At 37.6% G+C, this 26,304-nt stretch carries 28 protein-coding genes; 23 read left to right on the forward strand and 5 right to left on the reverse strand.

The window, feature by feature from the left end; translation table 11 throughout:
* Positions 1–537 precede the first annotated feature (537 nt).
* The 6 genes from NG806_RS00755 to NG806_RS00780 are packed head-to-tail and all read left to right on the forward strand — an operon-like array spanning position 538 to position 5,426.
* Positions 538–1,704 carry a toll/interleukin-1 receptor domain-containing protein gene (locus NG806_RS00755; RefSeq protein WP_261511551.1) on the forward strand — a complete coding sequence of 389 codons (1,167 nt, stop codon included), beginning with the start codon at positions 538–540 and terminating at the stop codon, positions 1,702–1,704.
* Positions 1,686–2,282, forward strand: a complete 597-nt coding sequence (locus NG806_RS00760) for an SLOG domain-containing protein (protein WP_261511552.1) — start codon at positions 1,686–1,688, stop codon at positions 2,280–2,282. The genes NG806_RS00755 and NG806_RS00760 overlap by 19 nt, the downstream gene beginning before the upstream one ends.
* Before the next feature lie 2 nt (positions 2,283–2,284).
* Complete coding sequence (locus tag NG806_RS00765; RefSeq protein ID WP_261511553.1) at positions 2,285–2,896, forward strand: TIR domain-containing protein; 612 nt, start codon at positions 2,285–2,287, stop codon at positions 2,894–2,896.
* A 28-nt stretch (positions 2,897–2,924) separates the two neighbouring features.
* The gene (locus NG806_RS00770) at positions 2,925–3,476 is read left to right on the forward strand and encodes a toll/interleukin-1 receptor domain-containing protein (RefSeq protein WP_261511554.1); all 552 of its coding nucleotides are present in this window, start codon (positions 2,925–2,927) and stop codon (positions 3,474–3,476) included.
* Between the two features lie 4 nt (positions 3,477–3,480).
* On the forward strand, positions 3,481–4,941 hold the full coding sequence (locus tag NG806_RS00775; protein WP_261511555.1) for an SIR2 family protein: 1,461 nt from the start codon (positions 3,481–3,483) through the stop codon (positions 4,939–4,941).
* 2 nt (positions 4,942–4,943) lie between these two features.
* Positions 4,944–5,426, forward strand: coding sequence for a TIR domain-containing protein (locus NG806_RS00780; protein WP_261511556.1), 483 nt, complete (start codon positions 4,944–4,946; stop codon positions 5,424–5,426).
* 88 nt (positions 5,427–5,514) lie between these two features.
* Here the strand turns inward: NG806_RS00780 and mobC are convergent, their stop codons facing one another.
* Positions 5,515–7,512 (reverse strand): conjugal transfer protein MobC, encoded by a 1,998-nt coding sequence (gene mobC / locus NG806_RS00785; RefSeq protein ID WP_261511557.1) that lies wholly within the window; start codon positions 7,510–7,512, stop codon positions 5,515–5,517.
* A gap of 288 nt (positions 7,513–7,800) precedes the next feature.
* Between mobC and NG806_RS00790 the strand changes: the two genes are divergently transcribed.
* Positions 7,801–8,358 carry a hypothetical protein gene (locus tag NG806_RS00790; RefSeq protein ID WP_261511558.1) on the forward strand — a complete coding sequence of 186 codons (558 nt, stop codon included), beginning with the start codon at positions 7,801–7,803 and terminating at the stop codon, positions 8,356–8,358.
* 27 nt (positions 8,359–8,385) lie between these two features.
* Here the strand turns inward: NG806_RS00790 and NG806_RS00795 are convergent, their stop codons facing one another.
* Together NG806_RS00795 and mobA are read right to left on the reverse strand one after the other, a co-directional pair.
* A complete protein-coding gene (locus tag NG806_RS00795) occupies positions 8,386–9,693 on the reverse strand; it encodes a relaxase/mobilization nuclease domain-containing protein (protein ID WP_261511559.1) in 1,308 nt (435 codons plus the stop codon).
* 1 nt (position 9,694) lies between these two features.
* Positions 9,695–10,132, reverse strand: a complete 438-nt coding sequence (gene mobA / locus NG806_RS00800) for a conjugal transfer protein MobA (protein ID WP_261513151.1) — start codon at positions 10,130–10,132, stop codon at positions 9,695–9,697.
* A 760-nt stretch (positions 10,133–10,892) separates the two neighbouring features.
* Here mobA and NG806_RS00805 point away from each other — a divergent pair.
* The 4 genes from NG806_RS00805 to NG806_RS00820 are packed head-to-tail and all read left to right on the forward strand — an operon-like array spanning position 10,893 to position 13,568.
* Positions 10,893–11,660 (forward strand): ParA family protein, encoded by a 768-nt coding sequence (locus NG806_RS00805; protein WP_261511560.1) that lies wholly within the window; start codon positions 10,893–10,895, stop codon positions 11,658–11,660.
* Between the two features lie 5 nt (positions 11,661–11,665).
* On the forward strand, positions 11,666–12,082 hold the full coding sequence (locus NG806_RS00810; protein WP_261511561.1) for a DUF3408 domain-containing protein: 417 nt from the start codon (positions 11,666–11,668) through the stop codon (positions 12,080–12,082).
* Between the two features lie 2 nt (positions 12,083–12,084).
* Positions 12,085–12,717 carry a conjugal transfer protein TraD gene (locus NG806_RS00815; protein ID WP_261511562.1) on the forward strand — a complete coding sequence of 211 codons (633 nt, stop codon included), beginning with the start codon at positions 12,085–12,087 and terminating at the stop codon, positions 12,715–12,717.
* Between the two features lie 38 nt (positions 12,718–12,755).
* Entirely contained in the window at positions 12,756–13,568 is an 813-nt protein-coding gene (locus tag NG806_RS00820; protein ID WP_261511563.1) for a hypothetical protein, read from the forward strand.
* Between the two features lie 82 nt (positions 13,569–13,650).
* Here the strand turns inward: NG806_RS00820 and NG806_RS00825 are convergent, their stop codons facing one another.
* Entirely contained in the window at positions 13,651–13,950 is a 300-nt protein-coding gene (locus NG806_RS00825) for a hypothetical protein (protein WP_261511564.1), read from the reverse strand.
* Positions 13,951–14,644: 694 nt separating this feature from the next.
* Between NG806_RS00825 and NG806_RS00830 the strand changes: the two genes are divergently transcribed.
* From NG806_RS00830 to NG806_RS00880, 11 genes are all read left to right on the forward strand, one after another.
* The gene (locus NG806_RS00830) at positions 14,645–14,911 is read left to right on the forward strand and encodes a DUF4134 domain-containing protein (protein WP_390882552.1); all 267 of its coding nucleotides are present in this window, start codon (positions 14,645–14,647) and stop codon (positions 14,909–14,911) included.
* An 11-nt stretch (positions 14,912–14,922) separates the two neighbouring features.
* Entirely contained in the window at positions 14,923–15,246 is a 324-nt protein-coding gene (locus tag NG806_RS00835) for a DUF4133 domain-containing protein (RefSeq protein ID WP_261511566.1), read from the forward strand.
* Between the two features lie 5 nt (positions 15,247–15,251).
* The gene (locus NG806_RS00840) at positions 15,252–17,753 is read left to right on the forward strand and encodes a TraG family conjugative transposon ATPase (protein ID WP_261511567.1); all 2,502 of its coding nucleotides are present in this window, start codon (positions 15,252–15,254) and stop codon (positions 17,751–17,753) included.
* A gap of 24 nt (positions 17,754–17,777) precedes the next feature.
* Positions 17,778–18,407, forward strand: coding sequence for a DUF4141 domain-containing protein (locus tag NG806_RS00845; RefSeq protein WP_261511568.1), 630 nt, complete (start codon positions 17,778–17,780; stop codon positions 18,405–18,407).
* 23 nt (positions 18,408–18,430) lie between these two features.
* Positions 18,431–19,441, forward strand: coding sequence for a conjugative transposon protein TraJ (traJ, locus tag NG806_RS00850; protein ID WP_261513152.1), 1,011 nt, complete (start codon positions 18,431–18,433; stop codon positions 19,439–19,441).
* Positions 19,442–19,584: 143 nt separating this feature from the next.
* Positions 19,585–20,208 carry a conjugative transposon protein TraK gene (gene traK / locus NG806_RS00855; protein WP_261511569.1) on the forward strand — a complete coding sequence of 208 codons (624 nt, stop codon included), beginning with the start codon at positions 19,585–19,587 and terminating at the stop codon, positions 20,206–20,208.
* 86 nt (positions 20,209–20,294) lie between these two features.
* Positions 20,295–20,603: a TraL conjugative transposon family protein gene (locus NG806_RS00860; RefSeq protein WP_261511570.1), complete on the forward strand. Its 309-nt coding sequence runs from the start codon at positions 20,295–20,297 to the stop codon at positions 20,601–20,603.
* A complete protein-coding gene (gene traM, locus NG806_RS00865) occupies positions 20,573–21,886 on the forward strand; it encodes a conjugative transposon protein TraM (RefSeq protein WP_261511571.1) in 1,314 nt (437 codons plus the stop codon). Before NG806_RS00860 ends, traM begins: the two co-directional genes overlap by 31 nt.
* A gap of 22 nt (positions 21,887–21,908) precedes the next feature.
* Positions 21,909–22,853 (forward strand): conjugative transposon protein TraN, encoded by a 945-nt coding sequence (gene traN / locus NG806_RS00870; RefSeq protein WP_261511572.1) that lies wholly within the window; start codon positions 21,909–21,911, stop codon positions 22,851–22,853.
* 57 nt (positions 22,854–22,910) lie between these two features.
* Entirely contained in the window at positions 22,911–23,441 is a 531-nt protein-coding gene (locus NG806_RS00875; RefSeq protein ID WP_261511573.1) for a conjugal transfer protein TraO, read from the forward strand.
* A 16-nt stretch (positions 23,442–23,457) separates the two neighbouring features.
* Entirely contained in the window at positions 23,458–23,901 is a 444-nt protein-coding gene (locus NG806_RS00880) for a DUF3872 domain-containing protein (RefSeq protein ID WP_261511574.1), read from the forward strand.
* Between the two features lie 91 nt (positions 23,902–23,992).
* On the opposite strand, the gene NG806_RS00885 is transcribed toward NG806_RS00880, so the two are convergent.
* Entirely contained in the window at positions 23,993–24,382 is a 390-nt protein-coding gene (locus tag NG806_RS00885; RefSeq protein ID WP_261511575.1) for a helix-turn-helix domain-containing protein, read from the reverse strand.
* A 379-nt stretch (positions 24,383–24,761) separates the two neighbouring features.
* On the opposite strand from NG806_RS00885, the gene NG806_RS00890 reads away from it, so the two are divergent.
* On the forward strand, positions 24,762–26,303 hold the full coding sequence (locus NG806_RS00890; protein ID WP_261511576.1) for a T9SS type A sorting domain-containing protein: 1,542 nt from the start codon (positions 24,762–24,764) through the stop codon (positions 26,301–26,303).
* Position 26,304: the final 1 nt, after the last annotated feature.

The raw sequence follows: 26,304 nt of genomic DNA on the forward strand, positions 1-26,304 counted from the left end.
AATTTTCGGATGATTTTATATGTTATTCAGCCGTTAATACAAAATAATATAGAAATACGGCGAAATTTATAGGTATTCATTATCCGAATATTGGGTGATGGATCATTGAATCATACTTAGAAGTCATCTGTTGTATAAGTCATTATCTTTAGCCTACTGAAGGGTACTAGCTGCCGAGAGAAATGCTTTGATTTCCATTATGAACATACAGTGTAATATTTGACCCCTAGAAATTGATAAAATCATATTTCTAGTAGGAAAAATCGACAACAATAATGTACTAAAGGAGATTTTATTTGTCTACTTTTTTAAAACTCAGGTTCGAAGTAATATTCATCGTAAAATATAGGCTGAATAGAGAGGATTTATTATATTAGCAGAAATGCTTAATGTTATAAATTCTTGTTAAAAACTCAATTTTGAATTAAGTATTTGGTGTAAGCATCATCCAAAATCAAATTATATTTGTAGAACTGCAGATGTTTCCCTCAAAGTGTGAATTGTAACTCCAAGAAATAATAGTTAAATCAGTAAGAGATGTTTAAATATCAACTCATATTACTGGGGACAATTACCCCATTAACAGAGGAGCTTGTTGCTCTATACCATCAAAAAATCGAAGAATTAAAACTCCAAAAGGATTTCTATAAAGTTATTCGTGCTAAAGAAATTAACGAATACAAAGGAAACCAGCCTGCTTTTGTTATTTATTTTGGTGACCCTGCAGGCAATCATAAGGATATTGATGAAGTATCAAAAATGATTGATCAAGGAAATATGGTATTGCCTATTTATTATAAACAAGGTGCATTTAGAACAGAAATACCAGCAATACTTAGTAATCAAAATGGATTGTTATTTTCTAACTTTCAGAAGGATAAAATTGTTGATTTAGTACTTGAATCATTTGGCAAGCTTAGAAATGCAAGAAAAGTCTTCATAAGCTATAAAAGAAATGAATCAACATCTGTAGCCATACAGTTATATGAAGCATTAGAGAAACATAACTTCGATGTATTTTTAGATACTCACGCAATTAAACAAGGGGAACCATTTCAAGAGGAGCTTTGGCATAGGATGACGGATTGTGATGTAATTGTTGTCTTAAATACTCCTGGATTCATGGAAAGTGAATGGTGTGAAAAGGAAATAGCCGAAGCAAGTGTAAAACAAATCGGTGTCATTCAGCTAATTTGGCCAAATCACAAACTAGAAAGGATGGCAGAAGTATGTTTTCCTACTCAACTCAGTACTGTAGATTTTATTAATGGGCTTTATTCTGATAAGGATAAATCAAAGCTCACAGATCAGATGGTCGAGGGGATTGTTTCCCATGTAGAATCTGTAAGAGCAAGAAATTTAGCATCAAGGCAAGATAATCTGATTACCGAGTTTTTAAACGCTGCTCGTAAGAATGGAAAACAAATTAATATCCAACCCGAAAGGTTTTTAACAGAAGAATTACCTAATAGCAAGAGACGAATATTTATACCATTGGTGGGAATTCCACAATCTTTGGACTACAACCAATCTTCTGAGCTTAGAAAGGCAATTAAAGATTTTCATGTTGAAGAAGTGTATCTGATATATGATGATGTGAAAATAAGACAAAAATGGTTGGACCATTTAACGTATTTAGATGGACAATTAGATGTTGAAACAATTAAAAAACAGGAATTTGACCTATGGCTACAAAATCATTAAAAAATATTTTCTTATCGGCCAGTATCCCCTTTAAAGAACGAGATCAGAAGTACTACAATTCTGCTGATATAATTGCAATACGGGATTCAATAGTTGCATTGGCTTCTACTGTTTTACCGGGTCATCGCTTGATTTGGGGAGGTCATCCTTCTATTACACCAATCATTTACTATGTAATGCAAAAATTGGATTTGAATATTCAAGAGCATGTACTACTATATCAAAGTAAGTACTTTGAGCATTTGTTTCCCCCTGACAACGATAAATTTAAAAACATCATTCTCACAGAGAAACGTGAAAAACTAGCTGACAGTGTATTTCATATGCGTGAGCGAATGTTTGGAGAGCATAAATTTGAAGCGGCGGTATTTATAGGAGGAATGGAAGGTATTGAGGATGAATTTAAGATGTTTAAGGAGTTTCACCCTAAAGCATTTCTCATGCCCGTGGCAAGTACAGGAGCTGCTGCCAAACTCGTTTATGAAGAGGCTTTACCTGACAGATTTAAAAATGATAGGTTAGTTACTGATTATGGCTATATGAGTTTATTTCAGGAATTATTAATTGAACAATTATAGAGATGGCAAGAGAGACTTTTATTTCATATAAATATAGTGAGGCAAAAGCATTGCGTGATGAAATTATCAACCAATTGGGAGACGATGCTAATTATTATAGAGGGGAAACCTCAACATCTCCTAACCTAGTCTCGACGACGGTTAACAATATAAAGAATAATCTTAAAGAAATGATTTATGGCACCTCTGTTACAATTGTTATTGTCTCGCCAAACATGCTTCATAGTGAATGGATGGAATGGGAAATAGAATATTCTTTAAAAGAAATAACTAGACAAGATCGGACTTCAAGAACAAATGGAATATTGGGTGTTGTCATGAAAGTAAATGGCAGTTACGATTGGTTGATATCGAGAAGGATGAGTCAAGATGGGTGTTTTTCAAGGTATATCGACAAGAATTATCTTTTTGAGATTCTTAATAGGAATCGATATAATTTAAGAACAGATGATAGATATTATTGTGCCACCTGTCAGTCTTATGACAGACTAACAGGATCATATTTCTCACTAATAGACCAAGATGAGTTCTTAAGTGATCCCAATAAATATATTGAAAACGCATATGAAAAAGCCACAAACCTATGGAAGTACAAAATCTGCAAAGAAAGCTAATATAACTTATTAAGTTAAGAAATAACCTATGGAAAAATTAATCTCAAAAGATCTTCTTGCTAAGGTAAGGAGCGAAAACTTGAATGAATTTATTCAACTTAATACCAAAGCGGAAGATAAAAGAAAAAGAAACAAGTATTCTTTTGAAACTTCTGTATTCCTTTCCCATAAACATGACGAAAAGGAAATTATCAAACAAGTCATCACATTACTTAATAAATTAGGGATAGATGTTTATGTGGACTGGTTGGATAATGAAATGCCTAAAAATACTAATGGTAGTACGGCAACAAGGATAAAAGAAAAGATTAAACAAAACGATAAATTTATTTTATTGGCAACTGAAGCTGCTATTAGTTCTAAATGGTGTAATTGGGAGCTTGGTTATGGAGATGCTCATAAGTATCATAAGAATATTGCAGTGATGCCCATTACCAACAATAATGATAATGTCTTTAGCGGAACAGAGTACCTACAAATCTATCCAATAATTACTTCAGAATTTTTCACTTTTACAGGTACTTATTGGGTAGAATATAATGAAACAAAAATTAAGCTTGTAGATTGGCTAAAACAATAATAGAATGGAATTTACGCAACAACAACTTGCATTTATCAATGCATTCGTAACTGAGATCAATAATGGTGATGCCGCAATATTTGCTGGTGCCGGTTTTTCTACGTCTATTGGGTTTGTAAACTGGAAGGAACTTCTAAGAGATTTGGCGGAAGAACTTAAATTGGATATAGATAAGGAACATGACCTACTGTCTATTGCACAGTATCATTTTAATAAGTTTAAGCGTGGAAAGATAAACGACAAAATAAAAAATGAGTTTACCACACTAAAGGAAGGAAGTGAAAATCATAAAATATTGGCTAGAGTTGGGATTGATACTTTCTGGACTACCAATTATGACCAGCTTATTGAAAGAACTCTAGAAGCAGAAGGAAAAACAGTAGAACGGAAAATCAGAAATGAAGATTTTTCAAGTAATATAAAGAAAAAAAATGCGATAGTCTATAAGATGCATGGTGACAAGGATTCTCCCGATGAAGCTGTATTGCTAAAGGACGATTATGAGAGCTATAATGATAAGAAAGAATTATTTTCCACTGCTTTAAGAGGTGATTTGTTATCAAAGACTTTTCTATTCATAGGATTCAGTTTTGATGATCCCAATTTAGAATACATTTTAAGTAGGATAAGAATTTTGTTAAAAGATAATACACCTACCCATTTTTGTTTTTTTAGAGAGGTTTCAGTAGATGGTTTTAATGATCCAAATAAATCAGAGGCGCAAAATAATGAAGAGTATGTATATGCTAAGATCAAACAGGAACTTAAAATCGAAGATTTGCGTAGATATGGAATTCATGCTATCATGATAAAAAAGTATCCTGAAATAACTTCTATCCTTTCTGAAATAGAAAAACGTATTAAGAGAAGAAATATTTTCATTTCGGGTGCAGCTCACGATTATTCTCCCTTTACTGAAGAAAATGCAATAAAATTACTTCATAATTTAAGTTATAGATTAGCGGAGAAAGAGTATAAAATAATTTCTGGGTATGGTCTGGGTGTCGGAAGTACTATAATTAATGGCGCATTAGACTTTAAATTAAATTCCCATTATAAGAGTTTAGACGATTTGCTGATTCTCCGTCCATTCCCGCAAATCAGCTCAGATACGTTAAGCCTTTCTGAAATGAGAACAGAGTATAGAAGAGAAATGATTTCAAAAGCGGGAATTGCACTCTTTGTATTTGGAAATAAACTCAATGGTGGAGATATTGTCAATTCCGATGGGATGCTGGAGGAATTTGATATTTGTCTTGAACATCATGTAGTGCCTATACCTATTGGTTTAACAGGTGCAGTATCTAGGGTATTATGGGATAAGGTAATGAGTAACTTAAGCGCATACTATCCTGATAATACCGATTTATTCGATGCTATTGGCGAAATGGGAAGGACTGATATTTCTGAAGAAGATCTTATAAAAAATATAATTAAAGCAATTAACATACTACAAAAAATATAAATATGGCAAAGAGGCAAATATTTTATAGTTTTCATTATGACAATGATGTGTTCAGGGTTCAATTGATCCGTAATATTGGTGCCCTAGAGGGAAATGAACCAGTTTCGCCTAATGAATGGGAAACAGTGAAAAGAGGGGGCGAGGCATCCATAAAAAAATGGATCGATGATAATTTGAAATATAAAAGTTGTGTGGTAGTTCTGGTTGGATCGGATACTGCGAATCGCAAATGGGTGAAATACGAAATTGAAAAGGCCTGGAATGATGGAAAGCCCGTACTAGGGATATATATTCATAATTTAAAATGTCCCCGAAATGGAACCTGCAGCCAAGGTGCCAATCCTTTTGATAGCTTGACCCTAAGTGGTAGTGGAAAGAAGCTGTCTAGTATAGTTAAGTGTTATAATCCTGCTGCAAACAATGCTTATTCGGATATTGCTAATAATCTTGAAAAGTGGATTGAAGAAGCCATATCTAGCAGGTAAATTTTAGCTATAAACTTCATAAGCCAGGCTTTGCTTCTTTATGAAAAGCAAAACCTGGTTATTTACAGGAATTGGCTTAAGAAAGAAATTATTTCTTGATCAGATGTTGTAGACCGGGATCGTTATTGATCCGTTCTTTTTCTCTTTCAATAATGGATACAACATCTAACTTTATTTCCTTGTAATTTTCCTGAATTTCTTTTTTCATGATATCTTCTCTATTCTCATTCAAAAATGATCTGATGTATGGCATTTTCTGATAGGCTTTTGTTTCAGAAGCAACTTTGTCATTATCAACTACGATCTCCCCATGGAAAATTTTCTGTTCAATGCGCTGATCAAAATTGTCAGAAACAGCCCCTACGAATATACCTTGGGTTAAGGTAGAAATTTTAGAGGCGGGTATCAAGCTATCAAGCTGTGTTGATATCGATGTTGACGTATCATTCCTATTGATGGTCATACTCTGGCGCTTCTGTAAAACTTTCCCAAACCGCTCTGATAAGTTTTTGGCGGTTTCGCCAACTACCTGGCCACTAAAGATATTACCCACTGTATTTTGTATCACTTTACTTTCTTTATCACCGTAGTCCCTAGTGAGCTGGGAAAAATCCTGAAATCCAAGGCAAACAGCAACCTTATTGCTACGGGCCGTTGCAATAAGGTTATCCAATCCACGAAAATATATCGTTGGTAGTTCATCAATGATTACAGAGCTTTTTAATTGCCCTTTTTTATTTATCAGTTTTACAATGCGTGAGTTGTAGAGCCCGAGAGCGGCAGAATAAATGTTCTGACGGTCGGGATTATTGCCCACGCAAAGGATCTTGGGTTCTTCAGGGTTGTTAATATCCAAAGAAAAATCATCGCCTGTCATAACCCAATAAAGTTGGGGAGAGATCATTCTTGATAAAGGAATCTTCGCGGAAGCGATCTGTCCCTGAAGCTGATCTTGGGCGCCACTCTGCCAAGCATCCATAAAGGGAGAAAGGTAATTTTCAAGCTCAGGGTAAGAAGTTAAAATAGTAAACACATCGGAGTACTTTTTATTTAGCAATTCTATCGCGTGGGGAAATGTACAATATTTGCCATTTTCGTAGATTTTTAGAAACCAGATAATGGCCGCCAGTAAGATAATTGGTGACTCAACAAAAAAATCGCCCTGCTTCTGAATCCAGCTACGGTTAAGATTGAGCATGATGGTATAAGCAGCTTCATAGGCGTCTGATATATCTGTCATAAAAGAAGGGTTTAGTGGATTACAGCGATGGCTTCGATGAGGGTCATCAAAGTTGATGACATAGAATTTGGGTTTTACCTTGTATTTGTCAGCATGTTTTAGAAGATGATTATATGCTATGGTAGAAAGGTCATCGAATTTGAAGTCATATATATACATCGAAAATCCCTTTTCAATATGTTGCTTAATATAGTTGTTAACAATGGCATATGATTTTCCTGAGCCAGGAGTTCCCAGTACAATGGTGGCCCTGAAGGGGTTTACGACATTTATCCATCCGTTGTTCCATTGACCTTTGTAATAAAATTTGGTTGGAAGGTTAACGGAGTATTCATTTTGCATCAATTGGGTTTCCTGCTGGAAACTCTCATTTTCATTATTGAAAACATCATCCATCAGGCGGTTCCGAAGTAAACGGCTCATCCATAGCCCTGCAACCATTAGGGCAATGTAGCCTACTGAGGTGGTCAGAATGTATAGTAATGTAGCCAGCGCCGTAGAGAGATTCAGCAAAGGGGTATTTAGAAAAAAGCACACCAGACCAATCATTAAGACCAGAGAGATCTTTGACCAGGTGATCTTTTCATTTTTTACTCCTTTGGTTCCTAAGCAACTAAGAGCAAGCAATACCAGAGCAAATGCTTTAGTATAGAATGGAGCCAGAAACAATCCGGCGGTTCTGTTAAAATTAATAAGTATCCTTCCTATGACTTCCAATGTCCATTCCCGCTGAGCGAAAAACTCGTAGCAAAACCAGTAAAAGTGCATGAGTACCAAAAGGATACTTACTGCTCGCATAAATGCCATAATCTTGGCTAATCCTCTTAAATCATCTTCTCCTTGCATAATCTATAAAATTGTGTGTTAGAGATCAATGTAAGGCCTTCACTTAGAGTGATAGAAAATACGGTATGGATGGCTTTCAGAGGCTTTATTTGTCCATCAGTATAAAGTGAAATTTTTTTGAAGGATTTTATTGCTTAAAAAATCGGTGATAGGTTATCAAACTTTATTATTGCTAAACTTTAAAAGTAATTTGGACTCCCAAAAAAATATTTTTTAAATTTATTGTTCATAAGAATCATTTTCTTATCTCATTTGTTTGATTAATCAAGATTAAAAAAAAGGAATGTTATGGATTGGAATAATCCCGATGCTTTCCCTGGAGAAAGCGAGGAGGAATATAGCACTCGGAAAAGAAATGAAAGTCAATCAGCCACAGGATTGATGTTTGGGGTCTTAGGTATTTTTATTTCTGTTATAAAAATAGCAGTCATTTTTGGGGTGTTCTTTTATGCCGGATTTTTACTGTCACAAAGATTATGGGGTAAGGAAACCACTAATCTTAAAATTTGGCTTTTTTCTATAGTATTTACGTATCTTATCTTCTGCATCATTTATTTTTTTAAAGGTACTATCATTGGGTTACGAGAAAAAAACCGAAAGTTGTGGATGCTTCCATGGACAATCTGCGTGTTATTATGCTGTATTACTCCTGCATTTATAGTAAAATCATTGATATCTGGTATGTTTAGCCCGACAGAAAGGCTTGGTGTATTGTGCATTGTGCTTAGCTGGGGTGCTTTTGTGCTTTTTTCATTATACATCTATGGCTTATATCAATTCAAAACACCAACTGCACCAAAGATTTTGTACTGGAGCTATGCTTTAGGGCTAAAAATATCTTCATAATTTAGAGTTGATAATTAAGTATAAATATTATTGATTCCTCTTACGCTTCCTTTTTTTCTTCTTCATCATGTTGTCAAAATCATTTTCCGAGTAATTTTCTTGCTGTACTTCTGGCAATAATCCCCCTATAATTTCTATAAAACCGTGTTCGCTTTCCAAAAATGTAGGCTCCGTTCTATCTAAGAAGTCAAATAAACTATTGGAATTTGTTGATGAAGCAGGAGTTTCTAATGCCATATGATTGAATGGTGCATTCTTTTCTTGTGTGATACTGAAATTAGGTCTATGGTCATCTTTCCACCGATCATTAAAGATGTTGGCTGAAAATTCTTTTCCTAATTGGGAGCCATTCCAAACCGTTTTAGAATGATGATCTATGAATGTAACCCCATAAATTGTTCCGTCATCATTATGGCGAATTACCGTATTAATACCCCTTGAAGCAAGCGCTTTCTTAAAATCCTGTTCATTATCTGTAGATTTCAATGCGGTAGCAATATTTTCTCTGATAAAGTGCTTTGCTTTACTTTCCTTCAAAACACCCTTGCACTTAGTAAAATGTTTATTCTGCGCCTCATATCCTGCACCTTTCCCAAAGAGGGATGCTTTGAATGCAGGACTGGCTTTTTCTCCACTGGTATTAAGTGCGGAATAAATCAGTCCCTTTTTGGTCTGACCATGCAATTCCCCTTCTATCTTTTCAGCAGTGATGTTGAAGAGTGAAAGAAGCGCATTGTACTGGCCAAGGGTTTGATATTGGTAATACTGCGGTAAATGCCTGACAATAGAAGCAATTTGACTTTTGATATTTCCTCTTTTATAGTCAACAGGATGAAACTGTAAACCGCCGTCCTGCTTTTCTTCTTTTCCTATTGCCGGTATTAACCCAAATTGCTTTTCGATATTGCGACACGCTTTCATGGATCGTACTTTTTCAAATTTATCTGAAATTTTTTTTCCGTCTTCGTCCACACAGACTGATACAATATGAATGTGAGTGCGATCTATATCTGTGTGCTTAAACACAACAAAAGGCTGCTCTCCATAGCCCATTTCTTGCATGTACTCCTGGGCCATGAGTTTATATTTCTCATCGCTAACGTTATCCCTGGGATCAGGGTTGAGCGATATATGCAATACCGGCTTTTCAGTGTTACGGTTAGCGATCAAATACGGTTCAAAAGATCGTAACAGATAGGAAACTGTATATGATCCGCTAGGGGTTTCAAGCATTTTATGGGTTAATAGAACCTGTCCATTTTCCTTATCCACCTTGAGCTGATTGTAAGAAAGAGCCCCGTAAAGGCTATTCCCTCTACCTATTTTTGCAATCATTTTACCCTTCTTTTTTCAAATATTCTGCTTCAAATTCCTCTGTTAGCTGTATTATTTTTTTACATAATGCTGCCATTTCCTTAGTTTCTTTCTCCAGTTTAAACAGAAATGCCGCTGCTTTTTTCTCTGAAAAATGACGGTATAATATCTTAACTAGCTGGTTGTAGTTAACTCCAACCGATCTGAATTGCCCATATAAAGTGGTCAATCGCATATAATAATCCATGGCAGCCTTGTCGATTTTTACAGTCTTAATAGTCTTCTGAAAGATACAGGCGGTAATAAAATGAGCCATAACATTCATTCCTGACCTCTCAAAAAGAGATAAGAATTGTGCGTTTTCCTCTGCGGTAAAGCTGATGGAATACCGGAAAACCGCAGGGCTTTCTTTCGGTTTTCGTCCTCCTTTTTTCTGTTCTTGATTCCTTGTCTTATCCATAACTGTCCATTTTAATTTCACAAAAACATCCGACTTCGGAGGATGTTTCCAGCCCCCGGCAGGGCAAGTGGTTTTGAGCAGCGGAGAAGGATTCGAGCAGCTCAAAACACAACTTGCTGTTACCGGGTGGTAACAAAATCCGCCCTTCGGGACGGATTGATTATAGCTGGAAACAACAGCTTGCTGCTGTTTAATTTCGTATTCCAAATACCGGCTTGTTTTAGCATAAACCACTGATAAAAATTGTACTACAAAGTAAAACTTTGTTTAAGCAGGTATTGCAATGCGATACCCAGCCAAACACTGCATTTACAGGACAATCACTGCCACATAGAAATAGGTTGGTACCTATCTACATTTCTTTGTCCCTGAAAACGGACGTGCAGAGATAGAGATGTTGTTACCTACTTATGTGACTACATCTATATGGATTGATAGATCTAAGTATATAGAGAAGTAAATAGAAATGTTAGCAGGTAGTTATCGAGGCAAGGAGGTACATATGCCGGTGGAGTTGTACATAGCTTCTTACATAAATACATAACTATTACAATAACTGTATAGTTACATAGATCCTTATATAGATGGGTTTATAGGGGAATACTTATATACATAAACAACTGCTTATAGCAATACAAATGCAATTGAGTAAGTAAATAAGACTGTACAGAGTTATCTGTATACAGATAGATACACAAAAGTATAGATGCACAGTTATAGAGACCTAAGTAAGCAATTATATAACATTAAAAGCAAAAAAATGAGAACAAAGCAAAGACCTTTATTCATCGCCTTTTCATCTCAGAAAGGAGGTGTGGGAAAAAGTACTTTTACAACACTGGTTGCCAGTATACTTCATTATCGTTTGGGCTATAATGTCGCGGTATTTGATGCAGATTTTCCTCAGCACAGTTTGATGAAAATGAAAGAACGCGACCTCAATATGGTCATGGAAAACGAGGTTTTAAAGAAGCTTGCGTACAAGCAGTTTACAACCATTAACAAGAAAGCATATCCTATCATCCAGCATAAAGCAGAAGGGGTTGTTGAAGCAGCACAAAACTTCTTTGATTCTTCTGCTGTACCTATTGATGCGGTCTTTTTTGACCTTCCTGGAACGGTAAACACTCCTGGTATCCTAAAGGCACTGGCTGGAATGCATCACATCTTTACCCCAATAACAGCAGACCGATTAGTGATGGAAAGTACGCTGGTTTTTACACAGCTATTGCAGGATGTGATTATGAAAAAGGGAGAAACTTCCATTGAAAGTATTAACCTCTTTTGGAATCAGGTTGATGGTAGGGAAAGCACTCCTTTATACAATGTTTATATCCAGGTGATTGGAGAACTAGGTCTAAGTCTTATGCGTAGCCAGATCAGAAGCAGTACCCGTTTTCGTAAAGAAAGTGAAGTAGGAGCCAAGGCAGTGTTTCGCAGTACATTAATGCCTGCTGATGAAAGATTGATGAAAACCTGCGGGTTGGATCTCTTCATTAGTGAGTTTTTACAAATTATTCAATTGTAGTTTTTATGGAAAAAGAAAATTCTAAAAAAGCCGGTCCTGATATCAACGAAGAGCTGATGATGAGTCTTATGGCTGAAGGAGTGAAAAAGGATGGTTTACGGCTTCCCCCTGAGGAGCCGAAAACTATGGTAGAATCCGTGCAGGAAAAACCTGCGGGCAAGGAGAGAAGCAAATTGAAAAGGCAAATTGACGCTGATTATGAAAGTCTATTTTTCAAAAAGACTGATACAAATGCTCGTGATGGGAAGACGGTATATATCCAGCCTGATTTTCACGAAAAGCTATCACGTATTGTCCAGGTTATAGGTGAAGATAAACTAACTATTTACACCTATCTGAACAATGTACTGGAATACCATTTTTTGGAATTTGGGGAGCAGATCACCAAAAGTTTTAATGAGAAATATAAACCTATTTTATAGTTATGGAAAGCTTGATACTCATATGCCTGGTGATTGTGATTCTTCTTCTGATACATGATAAAATCTTTCCCAAGAAAACTATAAGTCAGAAAAAACCTGAAGAGAGTCATACAGTCGGATTTTCGGATATCATGGGGAAAACCAGAAGTGTTTCCCGCCTTTCACTGCCATTATCGGACAAAAGTAGCCAAACGAAAAAAGTGGATGGATCAGCTGTTACCTTTGAATCAGAAACCGGTGGGAATTCTACCGGGATTGAAATTCCGCAGGAAGAAGAGGAAGAAGTTTTCAGGGTGATGCCTGACTTTGAAGAAGAAGAGGAAGAATGGAGAATAGACGGACTTTCGGAAGGCGGCCAAGGTTTTGCTATGGGGGTTACCTTTGAGGAACTAAGCGCTGTGGGAGTGCTTCTGCTGAAAGAGAAGCCAGGAGCCTCCGAAATTGAAGAAGCAGCGGATATAGTTCAAAGAATACAGGGAACCGAGTTGCTAAGTCTTTTGGAAAGTTCTATGAAAGGAGCATCGGAGAAGATTGCACAATTGCTGGACAGAAGTATTGCCAGAGAATCGACTTCTTTTTCTTCCATCATGCGGAATGGAAATCTGGATCAATTTGACATCGGGGAGTTTGTCTAAATGACAACTCCCTTTTTTAAACTTTTAATAGTTGCACTATGAAGTACATACAGCCGGTGATTAATATTGAGGGTAGTGAATTTGTGGTTGACGTTGATAACTTTCTGCTATGGGAGAAAAATAATCCTCATAATACCATCCAGTTTTCTGATATGAAGGATACGGGGGACGGATACGAATTTGAATATTGTCGGGATGATAAGAACATTCCATTCTATTTTTATTCTGATAACTCGGTTATGGTAAAGTTACCAGCATTGATAGAATTAGACCCTGAAGGTATGGCAAGGAAGTATAACTTGTCGGTACAGGATTTTAAGGGAAAGACAGACTTTGATATCATCGTAGATAAAGTTGAATATGATAAGCGGGTATTCATGGGAATTCTTCCTACTTTTGATATTGCAAGTCATACTTTTTATGTAGACCTTCGCATGGATATGCTTCGACCCAAGGATGATTTTTTGTCAAAAGGAATTGTTTTTTCGAAACTTGAAGGATATTATATTGCGGATAAAAAGAAATATTTAATTCCGTACAACCCTAAGACCCATGAGTTTCAGGAGCCCAATTACCAAACCATAACAGAATTTCCGAAAGATCTTATTGCCGTTGAAATTCCGATGGAGAGAAATCTTGATCCTGTTGGCTGGAACAGAAAAATGGGCTTAGATCCAAAAACCGATTTAAAATGGGTTGGCCTAAAGAGTAAACACACAGCCACTATCATTCCCTGGAAAGATACCCCTTTATTGAAAATCATTGATAATAATCTGTCGCTCAAACAAAAGAACGAGTTGAAGAATGATTCTCTCTCTGATAAACCAAAAGGTAAAGGTCGAAGAATATAGCGTTTGCGCCATTCTCATTAAGGTAAGACTACTTTTTCTGCATATTGCTAATTTGCACCCATATTACTGGTACCTTTTCCTTTTAGTTCTTATTTAGTTTAGAGTCTGCCCAGTTACCGTCACCATCTCCTTTTTTCCGACTTAGAGGTAGCGGAGGTCTTGGATGTATAATATCAAATAACCAAATTTTTCCCAAAATGGTACCTTTAACTTCCACTGATTCTAGTACAATAGAGAATTCAACGCGCTCACGAGGAACTAGTTTTTTAACAAAGGGCTCGTTTTTAGCCGTGTAAAAAACGTCTATTTCCTGTTTCTTTTGACTTGTAATGATCTTGATCCGGTCAGAAAGAACTTGCTTAATTTCGCCACTTATTTGCATTCAGCAAAATTGATACAAATTATATCAAATCGCCAAATATTTTCAGATATAATTTATAGCAAAATACGTTTTTCCTGATTTCACCGGTACTAAAAAGCCCATCCGAAGACAGGCTAAAAAACACAAATGTTTATTAAAAAAATTACATTGTACTTAAAGATATAGATAATACGTCAAAACGATCTATTATGATTACGATCATAAAAAAACTTAAAAACACGTAGTAATTTTGGAAGGGAAAACATCCCAATAATAATTTCATCATTTTTGCATAAGCTTCTCTCCAACGGGAAGCTTTTTAATATGAAACACTTTTTTTAGTTCATATATATTACTGGATAGGAGTCCTTCAATTGAAGGACTCTTTTTATTTAGTGTAAATTTTTATGAAGCTACCCTGTTTTATTTTCATCAGGTATTCTTTCCAACAACGTGTCCAATTTCTTTTGGACGTAAGCTCATCTCTCCAGTTAGCCGGTGATTTATTCAGGATGCTTTTTCATTGATTCTATTCTTATTATATCTCCTAATCCGGACAATTCCGGACAAAGGTTTCCTCTGGGAGACGCTATAGTAGCGGGCTTTGAATTCCATGGCATTTTTGTCGTGACAACTGCAAAGAGCAGTATTCACAAACAAAAAAAGCATTTTACACATGGAAAAACAAAAAAAGAAAAAGCTGTTAACGGGGATCATGCTCCTAGCAGCAGTAGTAACCTATGCGCAGGGAAATGGTTCTGCCGGGATCAACGAAGCCACCCAAATGGTCACTTCTTATTTTGATCCTGCCACTAAATTGATTTATGCCATTGGTGCGGTGGTGGGTCTCATCGGTGGAGTAAAGGTTTACAACAAATTCAGCAGCGGAGACCCCGATACTTCAAAGACTGCCGCGAGCTGGTTTGGAGCCTGTATCTTTTTGATCGTGGCGGCTACTATTCTAAGATCCTTTTTCCTTTAATATCCGGCGCCATGTCAGAGTTTAAAATTAATAAAGGAATCGGCAGAACGGTGGAGCTGTACGGACTGAAAGCCCAATACCTGTTTGTATTTGCAGGTGGGCTTTTAGCAGCACTCATACTGGTTATGGTACTCTATATGGCAGGACTATCTCCTTATGCCTGCATAGGTACTGGGGCTGTTAGCTGCACGCTGATTGTGTGGCAAACCTTCCGTCTGAATAAGAAGTACGGACAATATGGGGTGATGAAGTTAGCTGCCAGAAAAAAGCATCCCAAGTACATTCTCTCCCGCAAAGCTGTCTTCAGGTATTTTCACTCAACCCAAAAAAGTTAACCGCCATGAAAAACACGTCAAAATCAGCGACCCTGGAAAGCATGTTTCCGTTATTGGGTTTCGAGCAGGGATTTTTAATCTCTAAAGAGGCGGATGTTACTGCCTGTTTCAAGGTTCGCCTTCCAGAGATCTTTACGGTGGGGACGGAAGAGTATGAAACGATACATTCTACCTGGCATAAGGCTATTAAGACCCTCCCTGATTATACGGTGATCTGCAAACAGGATTGGTTTATCAAAGAAGATTATCAGCCTGAATTAGACCGAGAGGATCAAAGCTTTTTGGGACGCAGCTATCAATTGCATTTTAATGAGCGTCCTTTCCTGAATCATTACTGTTATCTCTATCTCACAGCTACCACTAGGGATAGAATGCGCAAGCAAAGTAACTTTTCATCGCTTTGCCGGGGTTCACTGGTTCCTAAAGAAAGTCAGGATAGTGAAACCTTACATCGATTTGCAGAAGCTGTAAGTCAGTTTGAGCGTATTGTCAATGACAGTGGCCTATTGTCCATGGTAAGAATGGAAGAGGATGATTTATTGGGAAATGAGAAGGATCAAGGCTTATTATCCAGGTACTTAACATTATCGACTGGTAAAGAGGGAGTCCTTCAGGATCTTTGCCTGGGATCTGAGGAAATGCGCGTCGGCAATAAGCGAATATGTCTTCATACACTCTCTGATACGGACGATTTACCCTCATCGGTAGGTTCTGAAACTCGGTATGAAAAATTATCTACAGACCGTAGTGATTGCCTGTTGTCTTTTGCTGCTCCGTTAGGGCTGCTTCTGAGCTGTAATCATATCTATAATCAATATCTCTTTATAGATAACAGTGAAGACAATCTCCGGAAGTTTGAGAAGACTGCCCGCAATATGCATTCTCTGGGCCGCTATAGCCGCAGCAACCAGATTAATAGGGAATGGATAGAAAATTATCTGAATGAAGCCCATTCCTATGGACAGCCTTCGATTCGTGCTCATTTCAATGTGATGTGCTGGTCTGAAGATCTGCATGAGTTGAAGTTGGCCAAGAATGATACCGGAAGTGCAATGGCGCTTATGGAATGTGTGCCAAGGCATAATACCAGCGATGTCGCAACTCTATACTGGGCGGGTATTCCCGGTAATGCAGGGGATTTCCCCAGTGAGGAAAGCTTTTACACTTTCATCGAACCTGCATTATGCTTTTTCAGTGGAGAAACCAATTACCGAAATTCTCCTTCTCCCTTTGGTATTAAGATGTCGGATAGGCTGACGGGAAAACCTGTTCATGTAGATCTCTCTGATTTGCCGATGAAGAAAGGGATCATTACCAACCGTAATAAATTTGTGCTGGGTCCATCAGGTAGTGGAAAATCTTTTTTCACTAATCATATGGTAGAACAGTATTACCAGCAGGGAGCTCATGTTCTGTTGGTGGATACAGGGAACTCTTATCAGGGATTATGCGAACTTATCAAAGGAAAAACCAAAGGTAAGGATGGGATATATTTCACTTATACTGAAGAGAATCCGATCTCTTTTAATCCATTCCATACAGACGACCGAATATTTGATATTGAAAAGAAAGAGAGTATTAAAACTCTCATTCTCACGCTATGGAAGCGGGATGATGAACCACCAACCCGTTCCGAGGAAGTGGCATTATCGAATGCTGTCAACCTATATATTGATCACCTGAAAAAAGATCTGATTCATATACCTTCTTTCAATGGCTTCTATGAATTTGTAAAGGATGAATACAGCCAGGTATTAACAGAGAAAAAAGTAAGGGAGAAGGATTTTGACCTGACTGGATTTCTGAATGTACTTGAACCCTACTATAAAGGGGGAGAATATGATTACCTGCTTAATTCCGAAAAGCAGCTGGATCTTCTTTCCAAACGATTCATCGTTTTTGAAATTGATGCAATACGCGAGCACAGAATTCTGCTCCCAATTGTAACAATTATTATAATGGAGGTCTTCATTAACAAGATGAGAAGGCTCAAGGGAATCCGGAAAATGATTTTGATTGAAGAGGCGTGGAAGGCCATTGCCAAAGAAGGTATGGCTGAGTATATAAAATATCTTTTTAAGACGGTAAGAAAATATTTTGGAGAAGCCATTATTGTTACCCAGGAGGTTGATGATATTATTCACTCACCGATTGTTAAAGAGTCCATTATCAATAATTCAGATTGTAAGATTCTTCTGGATCAACGCAAGTACATGAACAAGTTCGATGACATCCAAAAAATGTTGGGCTTGACGGAAAAACAAAGAGGGCAGATTCTTTCAATCAATCAGAACAATGATCCTTCCCGGTTATATAAAGAAGTCTGGATAGGGCTTGGCGGAACCCACTCAGCGGTGTATGCTACAGAAGTTAGCGCGGAGCAATATCTCGCTTTTACCACTGAGGAAACGGAGAAATACGAAGTGATGCAACTTGCTGCTGAGCTTGGAGGCGACATAGAAGCGGCTATACAAAGGATCGCCTCTTTAAAACGAGAAAACAACTAATAAAAATCCAAAAAAAATTAATCAATGAAAAAGTCAATTCTGATGCTATGCGTTGGCATTTTGCTAGGAACAACATCACTAAAAGCACAGTTTGTAGTAACTGATCCGGGAAATCTATTCTCCGGTATAATCAACAGTGCGAACGAAATCATTCAGACCTCTTCGACGGTATCTAATGTCGTCAAAAATTTTAAGGAGGTAGAGAAAGTATACACACAGGGAAAGGAGTATTACGACAAGCTAAAGGCGGTTAATAACCTGGTGAAAGACGCCAGGAAAGTTCAACAGACAGTCCTCTTGGTCGGTGATATTTCAGAAATGTATGTGACCAATTTTGGGAAAATGATTAATGATCCTCATTTCTCACCACAGGAGGTCACGGCCATCGCCTATGGGTATTCCCAACTTCTTAAAGAGAGTAGCGGTCTTTTAAACGACCTCAAACAGATTGTTGGTAACTCAGGGCTGGAAATGAACGACAAGGAGCGCATGGATATCATTGATAAGGTGTATAAAGAGGTCCGGGAATATTACAACCTGGTACGTTACTACACCAATAAGAATGTGTCGGTGAGCTATCTGAGAGCCAAGAAAGAGAATGACGGAGCCAGAGTTTTAAAGCTCTATGGTACTGACAAATTAAGATACTGGTAAACTACAACATTATGTTATTACAAATAGAATTTGAGAGCCTGCATGAAGTGCTTCGCTCTCTGTATGATGAAATGATGCCGCTTTGTTCCCAAATGTCGGGAGTGGCAAGGGGGATTGCGGGATTAGGAGCGCTTTTTTATGTTGCTTATAGAGTTTGGCAGGCACTTTCCCGCGCAGAACCTATTGATGTATACCCGCTGCTGCGTCCTTTTGCCATAGGAATTTGTGTGATGTTCTTTCCGATTATCGTTCTTGGCACTATCAACGGGGTATTGAGTCCCATTGTCACAGGAACCCATAGTATGCTAGAAGGGCAGACGTTGGACCTCCATAAGCTTCAGGCACAGAAAGACCAATTGGAAAAAGAAGCACTGCTTCGGAATCCTGAAACAGCTTTTTTGTCTTCCAATGAAGAGTTTGACAAGAAGCTGGATGAGTTGGGATGGTCGCCTTCAGATATCGCTTCCATGGCCGGTATGTACGTCGAAAGGGCTTCGTATAATCTTGAAAAACAAATAAGAGATTGGTTCAGGGAGCTGGTGGAAATTCTCTTTCAAGCAGCTGCGCTGGTGATTGATACAATACGGACGTTTTTCCTGATTGTACTCAGTATTCTAGGGCCTATTGCTTTTGCCATTTCAGTATGGGATGGTTTCCAATCTAATCTTACCCAATGGATATCGAGGTATATCGGGGTGTACCTATGGCTTCCGGTAGCTGATCTTTTCAGCTGTATGCTGGCGAAAATTCAGGGACTGATGGTTGAACAAGATATAGAAAAGCTTTCCGATCCCAGTTTCATTCCTGATGGCTCGAATACGGTGTACATCATATTCATGCTCATCGGTATTGTCGGATACTTTACCATTCCTACCGTAACAAGCTGGATTATTCAATCAGGAGGCATGGGAAACTTTAATCGCAATTTGAGTCAATCCGTCCGCAAAGCAGGAAGCATTGCCGGAGCAGGAGTTGGAGCTTTAGCTGGAAATGCAGCAGGACAAGTCAAAGGACAGCTTTTGACCAAGAAGTAGCACTGCGTTGATACTTGATTACGGCCGGAAAGGTCACTCATGAATAACGGGCATGGATATACTTTCAATTATAGCAAATACAGTCTAATCCTACCCATAACACTAGTTACCCGACCGGCTTTTTACCATTTAACAATTACAATATGGAATTTAAAATATTAAGAAACATTGAGAATAGCTTTAAGCAGCTTAGACTGTTTTCTTTTCTGTTCGCAGGAATGTGTTTAGCTGTTACTGCATTTACGGTTTGGAAGTCTTATGAGTTTGCAGAAAAGCAGCGTCAGAAGATTTATGTACTAGAAAAGGGCAAATCATTGATGATGGCATTATCCCAGGACATCAGAATTAACAGACCCGCAGAAGCAAAAGAGCATGTAACGAGGTTTCACGAACTCTTTTTCACCCTAGCGCCTGATAAAAGCGCTATAGAGTACAATATGAAGCGTGCATTTCTATTGTCTGACAAAAGCACTTTCAACTACTACAAAGATCTTTCAGAAAAGGGTTACTATAACCAGATCATTTCAGGGAATGTACTCCAACGCTTAGAAATAGACAGTATCAAGTGCAATTTTGATCGCTATCCTTATGCAGTACAAACCTATGCACGTCAGTATATTACGCGCAGTAGCAGTATTACCGAGCGTAGTCTGGTAACTTCCTGTTTCTTGATTAATTCAGTAAAATCTGAAGCTAATCCTCAAGGTTTTATTATCGAAAAATTTACGGTTCTGATTAATAAAGATCTACAGGTGGTAGAGCGCTAACCCCAATATTACGATCAGGCGGTGAAGTCCTCTGAGAAAGGTATCAAAACTCACCGGTGAAGAGTAAAATCTAAAATAAGAATACCATGAAAAATATAAGAAAGATGGCGGGAACCTGGCAGGCGGATTTAAAGGTCTACTGCAACAGTTTGACCCCACACCAACGTTTGCGATTCATCCTAATTATCTCCATACTATACTTGTTGATGGCGATGGCCACGATGGTTTGGATTTACCTGGATGCAAAAAGAGGTAAGAAAGCAGGAAATGACATTGACCATATCACCAATCCATTGCCTGCTTTACAAAATAGTAAAAAAGTAGCTTTTATGACTACAGTCGATAACAGGGAAATAGAAAAATTATGGAAAAGGAAAGGAAAAGTACAGTGTTGATCCATGAGGCAGGTGGTAAAAAGGACATGAAGGTGGAAGCTTCTACTCGTAAAAAGCCTGAGTTTAAGAAAGCTGCAATTTATGGACTTCTTGCCATAGCCTTTGCAGGATGCCTATACCTTATTTTTCGGCCTGATGAAAAGAAGGTAATTACAGATGCAGGGCTTAATAATGCGTTACCACAGGCTAATGATGCTGGTTTATTAGGAGATAAAGAAAAAGCATATGAACAGGAGCTTCTTGAAAAAAAGCAGAATGAACGAAAGAATGCAATGCTTTCTTTATCTGATTATTGGAATAACCGTGATAGTGTTGCCAGCACAAACCCATTAACAGGAGAAGGTGGTAAGAACCGGGCAAATCCGACATTAACCAGTCGGCAGAATTATGAGGAGATCCAGAATACCCTGGGAAGCTTTTACCATGATGACAATGAGAAGGAAACATTACGGAAGGAAATCAGGGAGTTGAAAAGAGAAAAAGCCAATGCAACCTCTTCACAGGATGCTATTACCAATGATCCGATTGCTATGATGGAGAAATCCTATCAAATGGCAGCCAAATATCTTCCTCAGGTTATGCCTCAACAGAAGCCGCTGGCTTCTGATACAATAAAGCAGCATCCTGTTTCCAAACGGTATATTGAACCAGTATATATGACGGAGAAGAGCGTAGTGTCTTCTCTTACCCAAAGACAGCAACAGACCGATCAGGAATTTGTGGCTTCAGTATTGAACGGTGGACAGGTGCGATTTTTTAACGGAGGTATTGGAGAAAGTTCTGCTGTTTCCAAAATACTGTCCAATAGCATCCATGCCTGTATTCACCGAACTCAAACGATCACGGTAGGTAGCAGTATTCCTTTGCGTCTGCTCGAAGGTATTCGTATCGCGGGAATAGCCATCCCACCCGGAACACTCCTCACGGCCAGAGCTGGGATTAGAGATGGAAGGCTGGGACTGGAAATTAGTTCTGTAGAGTATAAGGGTAAGATAGTCCCTGTAGAAATTTCGGCCTATGACCTGGATGGCCAGCCTGGGCTTAATCTTCCTTACACTCCAGATGTCAATGCGATAAAGGAAATCGCTTCGGGGATGAGCAGTTCGGCAGGAACTAACATTGTGCTGAGCAGCTCTACAGGGCAGCAGTTGATCTCTGATCTGACGAAAGGGGTAGTACAAGGAGCATCAGGATACCTGGCTAAGAGGATTGGAGCTCCAAAAGTTACTGTAAAAGCAGGATACCTTCTTTTCCTGCTCCCTAAAAACAATAAAAACAATTAGAACAACCCATTAAAAATTAATTATGAAACATATTTTTAGAATGGCTGTCATTGTTCTGTTAACCCTTATGCAAAATGATGCTTGGGCGCAGTTACAGCCAGCAGAAATACCAGTTGATACCATAAAAGAGGTGAAGAGCCTTCCAACGGAAGAGTCTTATCCAACTATAGCCCCATATGATATAAGGGTGACTTATGATAAAACCACCCACTTGATATTTCCTTCTGCCATACGTTACGTGGATTTGGGTAGTGAGAATATTACTGCCGGGAAAGCAGAAAGTGTGGAAAATGTACTCAGGGTTAAAGCTGCGGTAAGAGGTTTTACAGATGAAACCAATTTTTCCGTCGTTACTGAAGATGGAAAGTTTTACAATTTCAATGTCCGATATAGTGAATATCCTGATACTCTTACCGTGAATTTATCAAAAGATAGAAAGAACAGCAAAGACAATATATCCACAGCTACAGAGGGCGAAGCACTTTTTAAAGAACTCGGTACTGATGCTCCGGCATTGTCTTATTTAGTGATGGCAACTATCTATAAACGCAATAAGCGATTTGTTCGGCATATCGGTGCAGAAAGCTTTGGGATAAAAGTGCTCCTTAAAGGTATCTATACACTCAATGGAAAGCTTTTTTTCTATTTGGAGTTTAACAATGCAACTAATATTCCTTTTACCATTGATTTTATAAGCTTTAAGGTTGTGGACAAGAAGATTAGTAAGCGTACGGTTATACAAGAAAGGACAGTGAAGCCTCTTGGAGAATATATGGAACTAAAAGAAGTTGCGGGGATTAGTACAGAAAGAAATGTTTACCTGCTGGAACAGCTCACTATTCCTGATGATAAGGTATTGGTCATCGAAATCTTTGAAAAGCATGGTGGCCGGCACCAGATGCTGAACATAGAGAATGAAGATCTCATCAAAGCAAGGTTGGTTAAGGATATGCGCCTGAATTTTTAAACTAATACCTAAAATTTTAAGACAATGAAAAATATAGTTTTAATACTCATCCTGATTTTGGCGGGCTTTAGTGAAGTTAAAGCCCAAAGACTAATGGAAGGAAAGAAAGGAATAGAGCTTTCCATAGGCAGGATCTTGGGAGGGAATTTTTTACCCACTCCCTATTATATACAAGCAGGAATGACGGTTACCCGAAAGAAAGGCAACTATCTACTGTGGGCATTTGATTATTCCCGTCGGAAATATGCCTTTGGAGGGATGGAAATTCCTGTGGAGAGTTTTGCAGCTGAGGGTAGCTATAATCTCTATGTACTGGGGGACTGGACAAGAACAGTATCCCTTTACGTTGGACTAGGTGCTGTAGCAGGTTACGAGACCATCAATGAGAGCAAAAAGATACTTCCTATGGGAGCTGTCATTCTCAATGAGGATCGCTTTATCTATGGAGGCGCATTACGTCTTTCTCTTGAAACTTATCTGGGAGATAGAGTAGTGTTGTTAGTGCAAGGAAAAACCCGGTATGTGATGGGTACAACCCTGGAACGCTTCCGTCCCATGGCTGGTGTGGGAATTCGTTTTATTTTCTAATGATAAATCAACAACTATGAAATATTTTAGCAGTAAGCAATTATTAAGAACAAGTACTATTAAGAACGGGAGCTCATTTATCATGCTTCTGTTTATCTGCCTGGGGCTTGTCTCCTGTTCAAAGGAGCTGGAGGTTCAAACTAACTTTCCTTTTACATTAGAGATTATGCCGATCCCGTCATCAGTAGAATTAGGAGAAATCGTGGAGATTCCTTGTCATATAAAAAGAGAAGGATTCTATAAGGATACCCAATATTCTATTAGGTATTTTCAATACGAAGGGGTCGGTAGGTTGATGTTTCAGGATGAAAAATATTTTCAGCCTAACAAGCTGTATAAAATTCCAACTGATTCTTTCAAGCTGCACTACAAACCGAAATCAAAAGAGGGGCATAAGTTTCAGATATGGGTATCAGATCAGTTCGGAAACGAAAAAACAGCTGAATTTGATTTTAACTGATATATTCATTCACTTGATGGGTTAATTTGTATGATAATGTTGACAGCTGGGATTTCCATCCCGGCTTTTTAATTGTATTAACTAACAAAAGTTATACTCTTAACTTTTCTATTAATGCTTCAATAAGCTTATTCTGTGAATCCATTAATTTAGCAAGATGTTCCTGGTTCTTTATAATTCCTTCCATCATAGCTGAAGAATTAATATTAAATACGGGGTTGTAGGCTGCTCCAATTACATTGGAAGAACAAGAATCAAATGTATTATTCGAAATAACTGTATTTCCATCTTCTAATAAATCATTAATTTCAATATCATAGATTTCACACAACTTAACGACTGATTCAATACCTGGTTTGGAAGTATCCGTTTCCCATTTGTGATAGGCGGGCTGTGATATGTGCAACAGATCAGCAACTTCTTGCTGTGAGTATCCTTTTCTTTGTCTAAGTCTTGTTAGTTTGGTTCCCAGTGTTGCCATAAGTAAATTTTATGTTGCTAAAATATAAAAAATATATAATATAACTGATGTACAATTTATAACCGCTAGTTATTAAATTTATAACTAAAAGTTTTCACTCCATGCAGAATTATTTTATAGATTAGCCCCAATTTATTTCAAGTCAACATCATGCAAAAAGATATTGTTTTAAATAACCTTAATAAATAAACGTCTTCGATTTATTAAAAAATAATACGACACCTTCTGTCGCTTTGCACTGATACATTTGTAATAATAAATGATTAAAAAGAACATGCCTATGAAAAACAGTAAATCTCACATTAAAATATGGGGAAATCCCTCATATGTTAATCAAATTACCTTTTTAGATTTAGCCTCATAAAAATTAATAATACCTATGAAAAAAAAATATCTAGGTGCACTTATGCTGTGCGCCGCATTAAATCTCTATGCACAACAAATCATCTGGCAAAAAGATATTAAATCCAGTACACAGGATTTTTTAAGTCAGATTACCGCAACAATAGATGGGCAATACTTAATTACAGGCAGTGCCATTCAATCAACTAAACTTCATTCAGAAAGCAAACAAAATAAAGGATACGATTTCCATTTGGTAAAATTGAATCAGCAAGGAGACCAAGTTTGGGAGAAGTATTTATCAGGGAATAACCATGATTACCTATCCTCTACTGTTGCAACACAAGAGGGTGATTTTTTAATATCAGGAACAACTTACTCAAATAAGGGTTTGGATAAAAAAGATGACTCTAAAGGAGGATCAGACATCTGGCTGGTCAGACTCAATGAATTTGGCGATGAATTATGGCAAAAAACTTTAGGAACTTCTGCTGATGAAGAAGCGAGAGCTGTTATCCAAACTACTGATTTAGGACTCTTTGTAGCTGGTAATGTTCAAAATTCAACCAATGGTTATGGTTCTAAAGATGTTTTGATAATAAAACTGGATAAAGACGGAAAGGAAACCTCACAACTTGTATTAGGAGGAAGGGGATTAGACGAGGTAGAGAAAATGATTCCAACTAAAGATGGTGGAGCATTATTAGGTATTTATTCCAGAAGTACTATCAGTGGATCAAAACAGACTGAAAATTTTGGTGAAGGCGATTACTATATTATCAAACTAAACAAAGATGGAAAAGTAGAATGGGAAAAGGACTTTGGAGGTATAGGGGATGACCATTTAAGAACCTTGGCTCTAACTTCAAACGGGTATATTATTGGGGGGGAGTCTATAAGTGAAAAATCAGGAAACAAATCGGTGGGAATAGAAGAAGGAACTGATCTGTGGCTAATCTCACTGAATGAAAGGGGAGAAGAGGAGTGGCAGAAATCTTACAACTTTAAGAACAGAGATATTTTAATGGGGATCAGTGTGATTCATTCATCCGACGATAAAACGTCTAAAGGAATTCTACTAGGTGGCTATACCCAGGCGGAGGGAAGAGTCGAAACTGATGATGAAAGTTTCTGGATGTTATATTTAGATGGGGCTGGAAATGAACAATGGAGAAAATATGTTAAAGGTGAATCAAAAAAGCAGGAAGAACGACTTTCGGATATTAAAATCAACAGAGATGGCTCCATCATCTTAGCGGGAACCAGTGCTGAAGAATTAGGAAAGGAAAACTGGAAGATTATCAAACTAGGAGATAAACAGTTAGATCAGCTAATTGAGAAGCAGGATATCAAGATCTATCCAAACCCAGTATCTGATTATGCTTATGTTGAAATAGGCTTTGATTTTAAAGATTCAGACATCACATTATATGATATGGGTGGAAGGCAATTGCAAAGCTTGAAAACAAAGAACAAGGTAACGAAAATAAATACCCAAAGTTTGATACAAGGGGCTTATTTACTAGTAATCAAAACTGATACAAATAAAACGGCTAACGCAAAATTGATTAAACAATAAA

Origin of the sequence: Chryseobacterium paludis, assembly GCF_025403485.1 — a bacterium.
GTDB classification, from domain to species: domain Bacteria; phylum Bacteroidota; class Bacteroidia; order Flavobacteriales; family Weeksellaceae; genus Chryseobacterium; species Chryseobacterium paludis.

What these genes read in the sequence shown, in the direction of transcription:
- NG806_RS00880 (WP_261511574.1), top strand. Translation starts at nt 23,458, where the DNA reads ATGAAATATTTTAGCAGTAAGCAATTATTAAGAACAAGTACTATTAAG.
- NG806_RS00815 (WP_261511562.1), top strand. Translation starts at nt 12,085, where the DNA reads ATGGAAAGCTTGATACTCATATGCCTGGTGATTGTGATTCTTCTTCTG.
- mobA (WP_261513151.1), bottom strand. Translation starts at nt 10,132, where the DNA reads ATGGATAAGACAAGGAATCAAGAACAGAAAAAAGGAGGACGAAAACCG.
- NG806_RS00780 (WP_261511556.1), top strand. Translation starts at nt 4,944, where the DNA reads ATGGCAAAGAGGCAAATATTTTATAGTTTTCATTATGACAATGATGTG.
- NG806_RS00795 (WP_261511559.1), bottom strand. Translation starts at nt 9,693, where the DNA reads ATGATTGCAAAAATAGGTAGAGGGAATAGCCTTTACGGGGCTCTTTCT.
- NG806_RS00775 (WP_261511555.1), top strand. Translation starts at nt 3,481, where the DNA reads ATGGAATTTACGCAACAACAACTTGCATTTATCAATGCATTCGTAACT.
- NG806_RS00885 (WP_261511575.1), bottom strand. Translation starts at nt 24,382, where the DNA reads ATGGCAACACTGGGAACCAAACTAACAAGACTTAGACAAAGAAAAGGA.
- NG806_RS00845 (WP_261511568.1), top strand. Translation starts at nt 17,778, where the DNA reads ATGAAAAAGTCAATTCTGATGCTATGCGTTGGCATTTTGCTAGGAACA.
- NG806_RS00830 (WP_390882552.1), top strand. Translation starts at nt 14,645, where the DNA reads ATGCTCCTAGCAGCAGTAGTAACCTATGCGCAGGGAAATGGTTCTGCC.
- NG806_RS00765 (WP_261511553.1), top strand. Translation starts at nt 2,285, where the DNA reads ATGGCAAGAGAGACTTTTATTTCATATAAATATAGTGAGGCAAAAGCA.
- mobC (WP_261511557.1), bottom strand. Translation starts at nt 7,512, where the DNA reads ATGCAAGGAGAAGATGATTTAAGAGGATTAGCCAAGATTATGGCATTT.
- NG806_RS00860 (WP_261511570.1), top strand. Translation starts at nt 20,295, where the DNA reads ATGAAAAATATAAGAAAGATGGCGGGAACCTGGCAGGCGGATTTAAAG.
- traK (WP_261511569.1), top strand. Translation starts at nt 19,585, where the DNA reads ATGGAATTTAAAATATTAAGAAACATTGAGAATAGCTTTAAGCAGCTT.
- NG806_RS00805 (WP_261511560.1), top strand. Translation starts at nt 10,893, where the DNA reads ATGAGAACAAAGCAAAGACCTTTATTCATCGCCTTTTCATCTCAGAAA.
- NG806_RS00835 (WP_261511566.1), top strand. Translation starts at nt 14,923, where the DNA reads ATGTCAGAGTTTAAAATTAATAAAGGAATCGGCAGAACGGTGGAGCTG.
- traN (WP_261511572.1), top strand. Translation starts at nt 21,909, where the DNA reads ATGAAACATATTTTTAGAATGGCTGTCATTGTTCTGTTAACCCTTATG.
- NG806_RS00790 (WP_261511558.1), top strand. Translation starts at nt 7,801, where the DNA reads ATGGATTGGAATAATCCCGATGCTTTCCCTGGAGAAAGCGAGGAGGAA.
- NG806_RS00810 (WP_261511561.1), top strand. Translation starts at nt 11,666, where the DNA reads ATGGAAAAAGAAAATTCTAAAAAAGCCGGTCCTGATATCAACGAAGAG.
- NG806_RS00820 (WP_261511563.1), top strand. Translation starts at nt 12,756, where the DNA reads ATGAAGTACATACAGCCGGTGATTAATATTGAGGGTAGTGAATTTGTG.
- NG806_RS00770 (WP_261511554.1), top strand. Translation starts at nt 2,925, where the DNA reads ATGGAAAAATTAATCTCAAAAGATCTTCTTGCTAAGGTAAGGAGCGAA.
- NG806_RS00825 (WP_261511564.1), bottom strand. Translation starts at nt 13,950, where the DNA reads ATGCAAATAAGTGGCGAAATTAAGCAAGTTCTTTCTGACCGGATCAAG.
- traM (WP_261511571.1), top strand. Translation starts at nt 20,573, where the DNA reads ATGGAAAAGGAAAGGAAAAGTACAGTGTTGATCCATGAGGCAGGTGGT.
- NG806_RS00890 (WP_261511576.1), top strand. Translation starts at nt 24,762, where the DNA reads ATGAAAAAAAAATATCTAGGTGCACTTATGCTGTGCGCCGCATTAAAT.
- NG806_RS00840 (WP_261511567.1), top strand. Translation starts at nt 15,252, where the DNA reads ATGAAAAACACGTCAAAATCAGCGACCCTGGAAAGCATGTTTCCGTTA.
- NG806_RS00760 (WP_261511552.1), top strand. Translation starts at nt 1,686, where the DNA reads ATGGCTACAAAATCATTAAAAAATATTTTCTTATCGGCCAGTATCCCC.
- NG806_RS00755 (WP_261511551.1), top strand. Translation starts at nt 538, where the DNA reads ATGTTTAAATATCAACTCATATTACTGGGGACAATTACCCCATTAACA.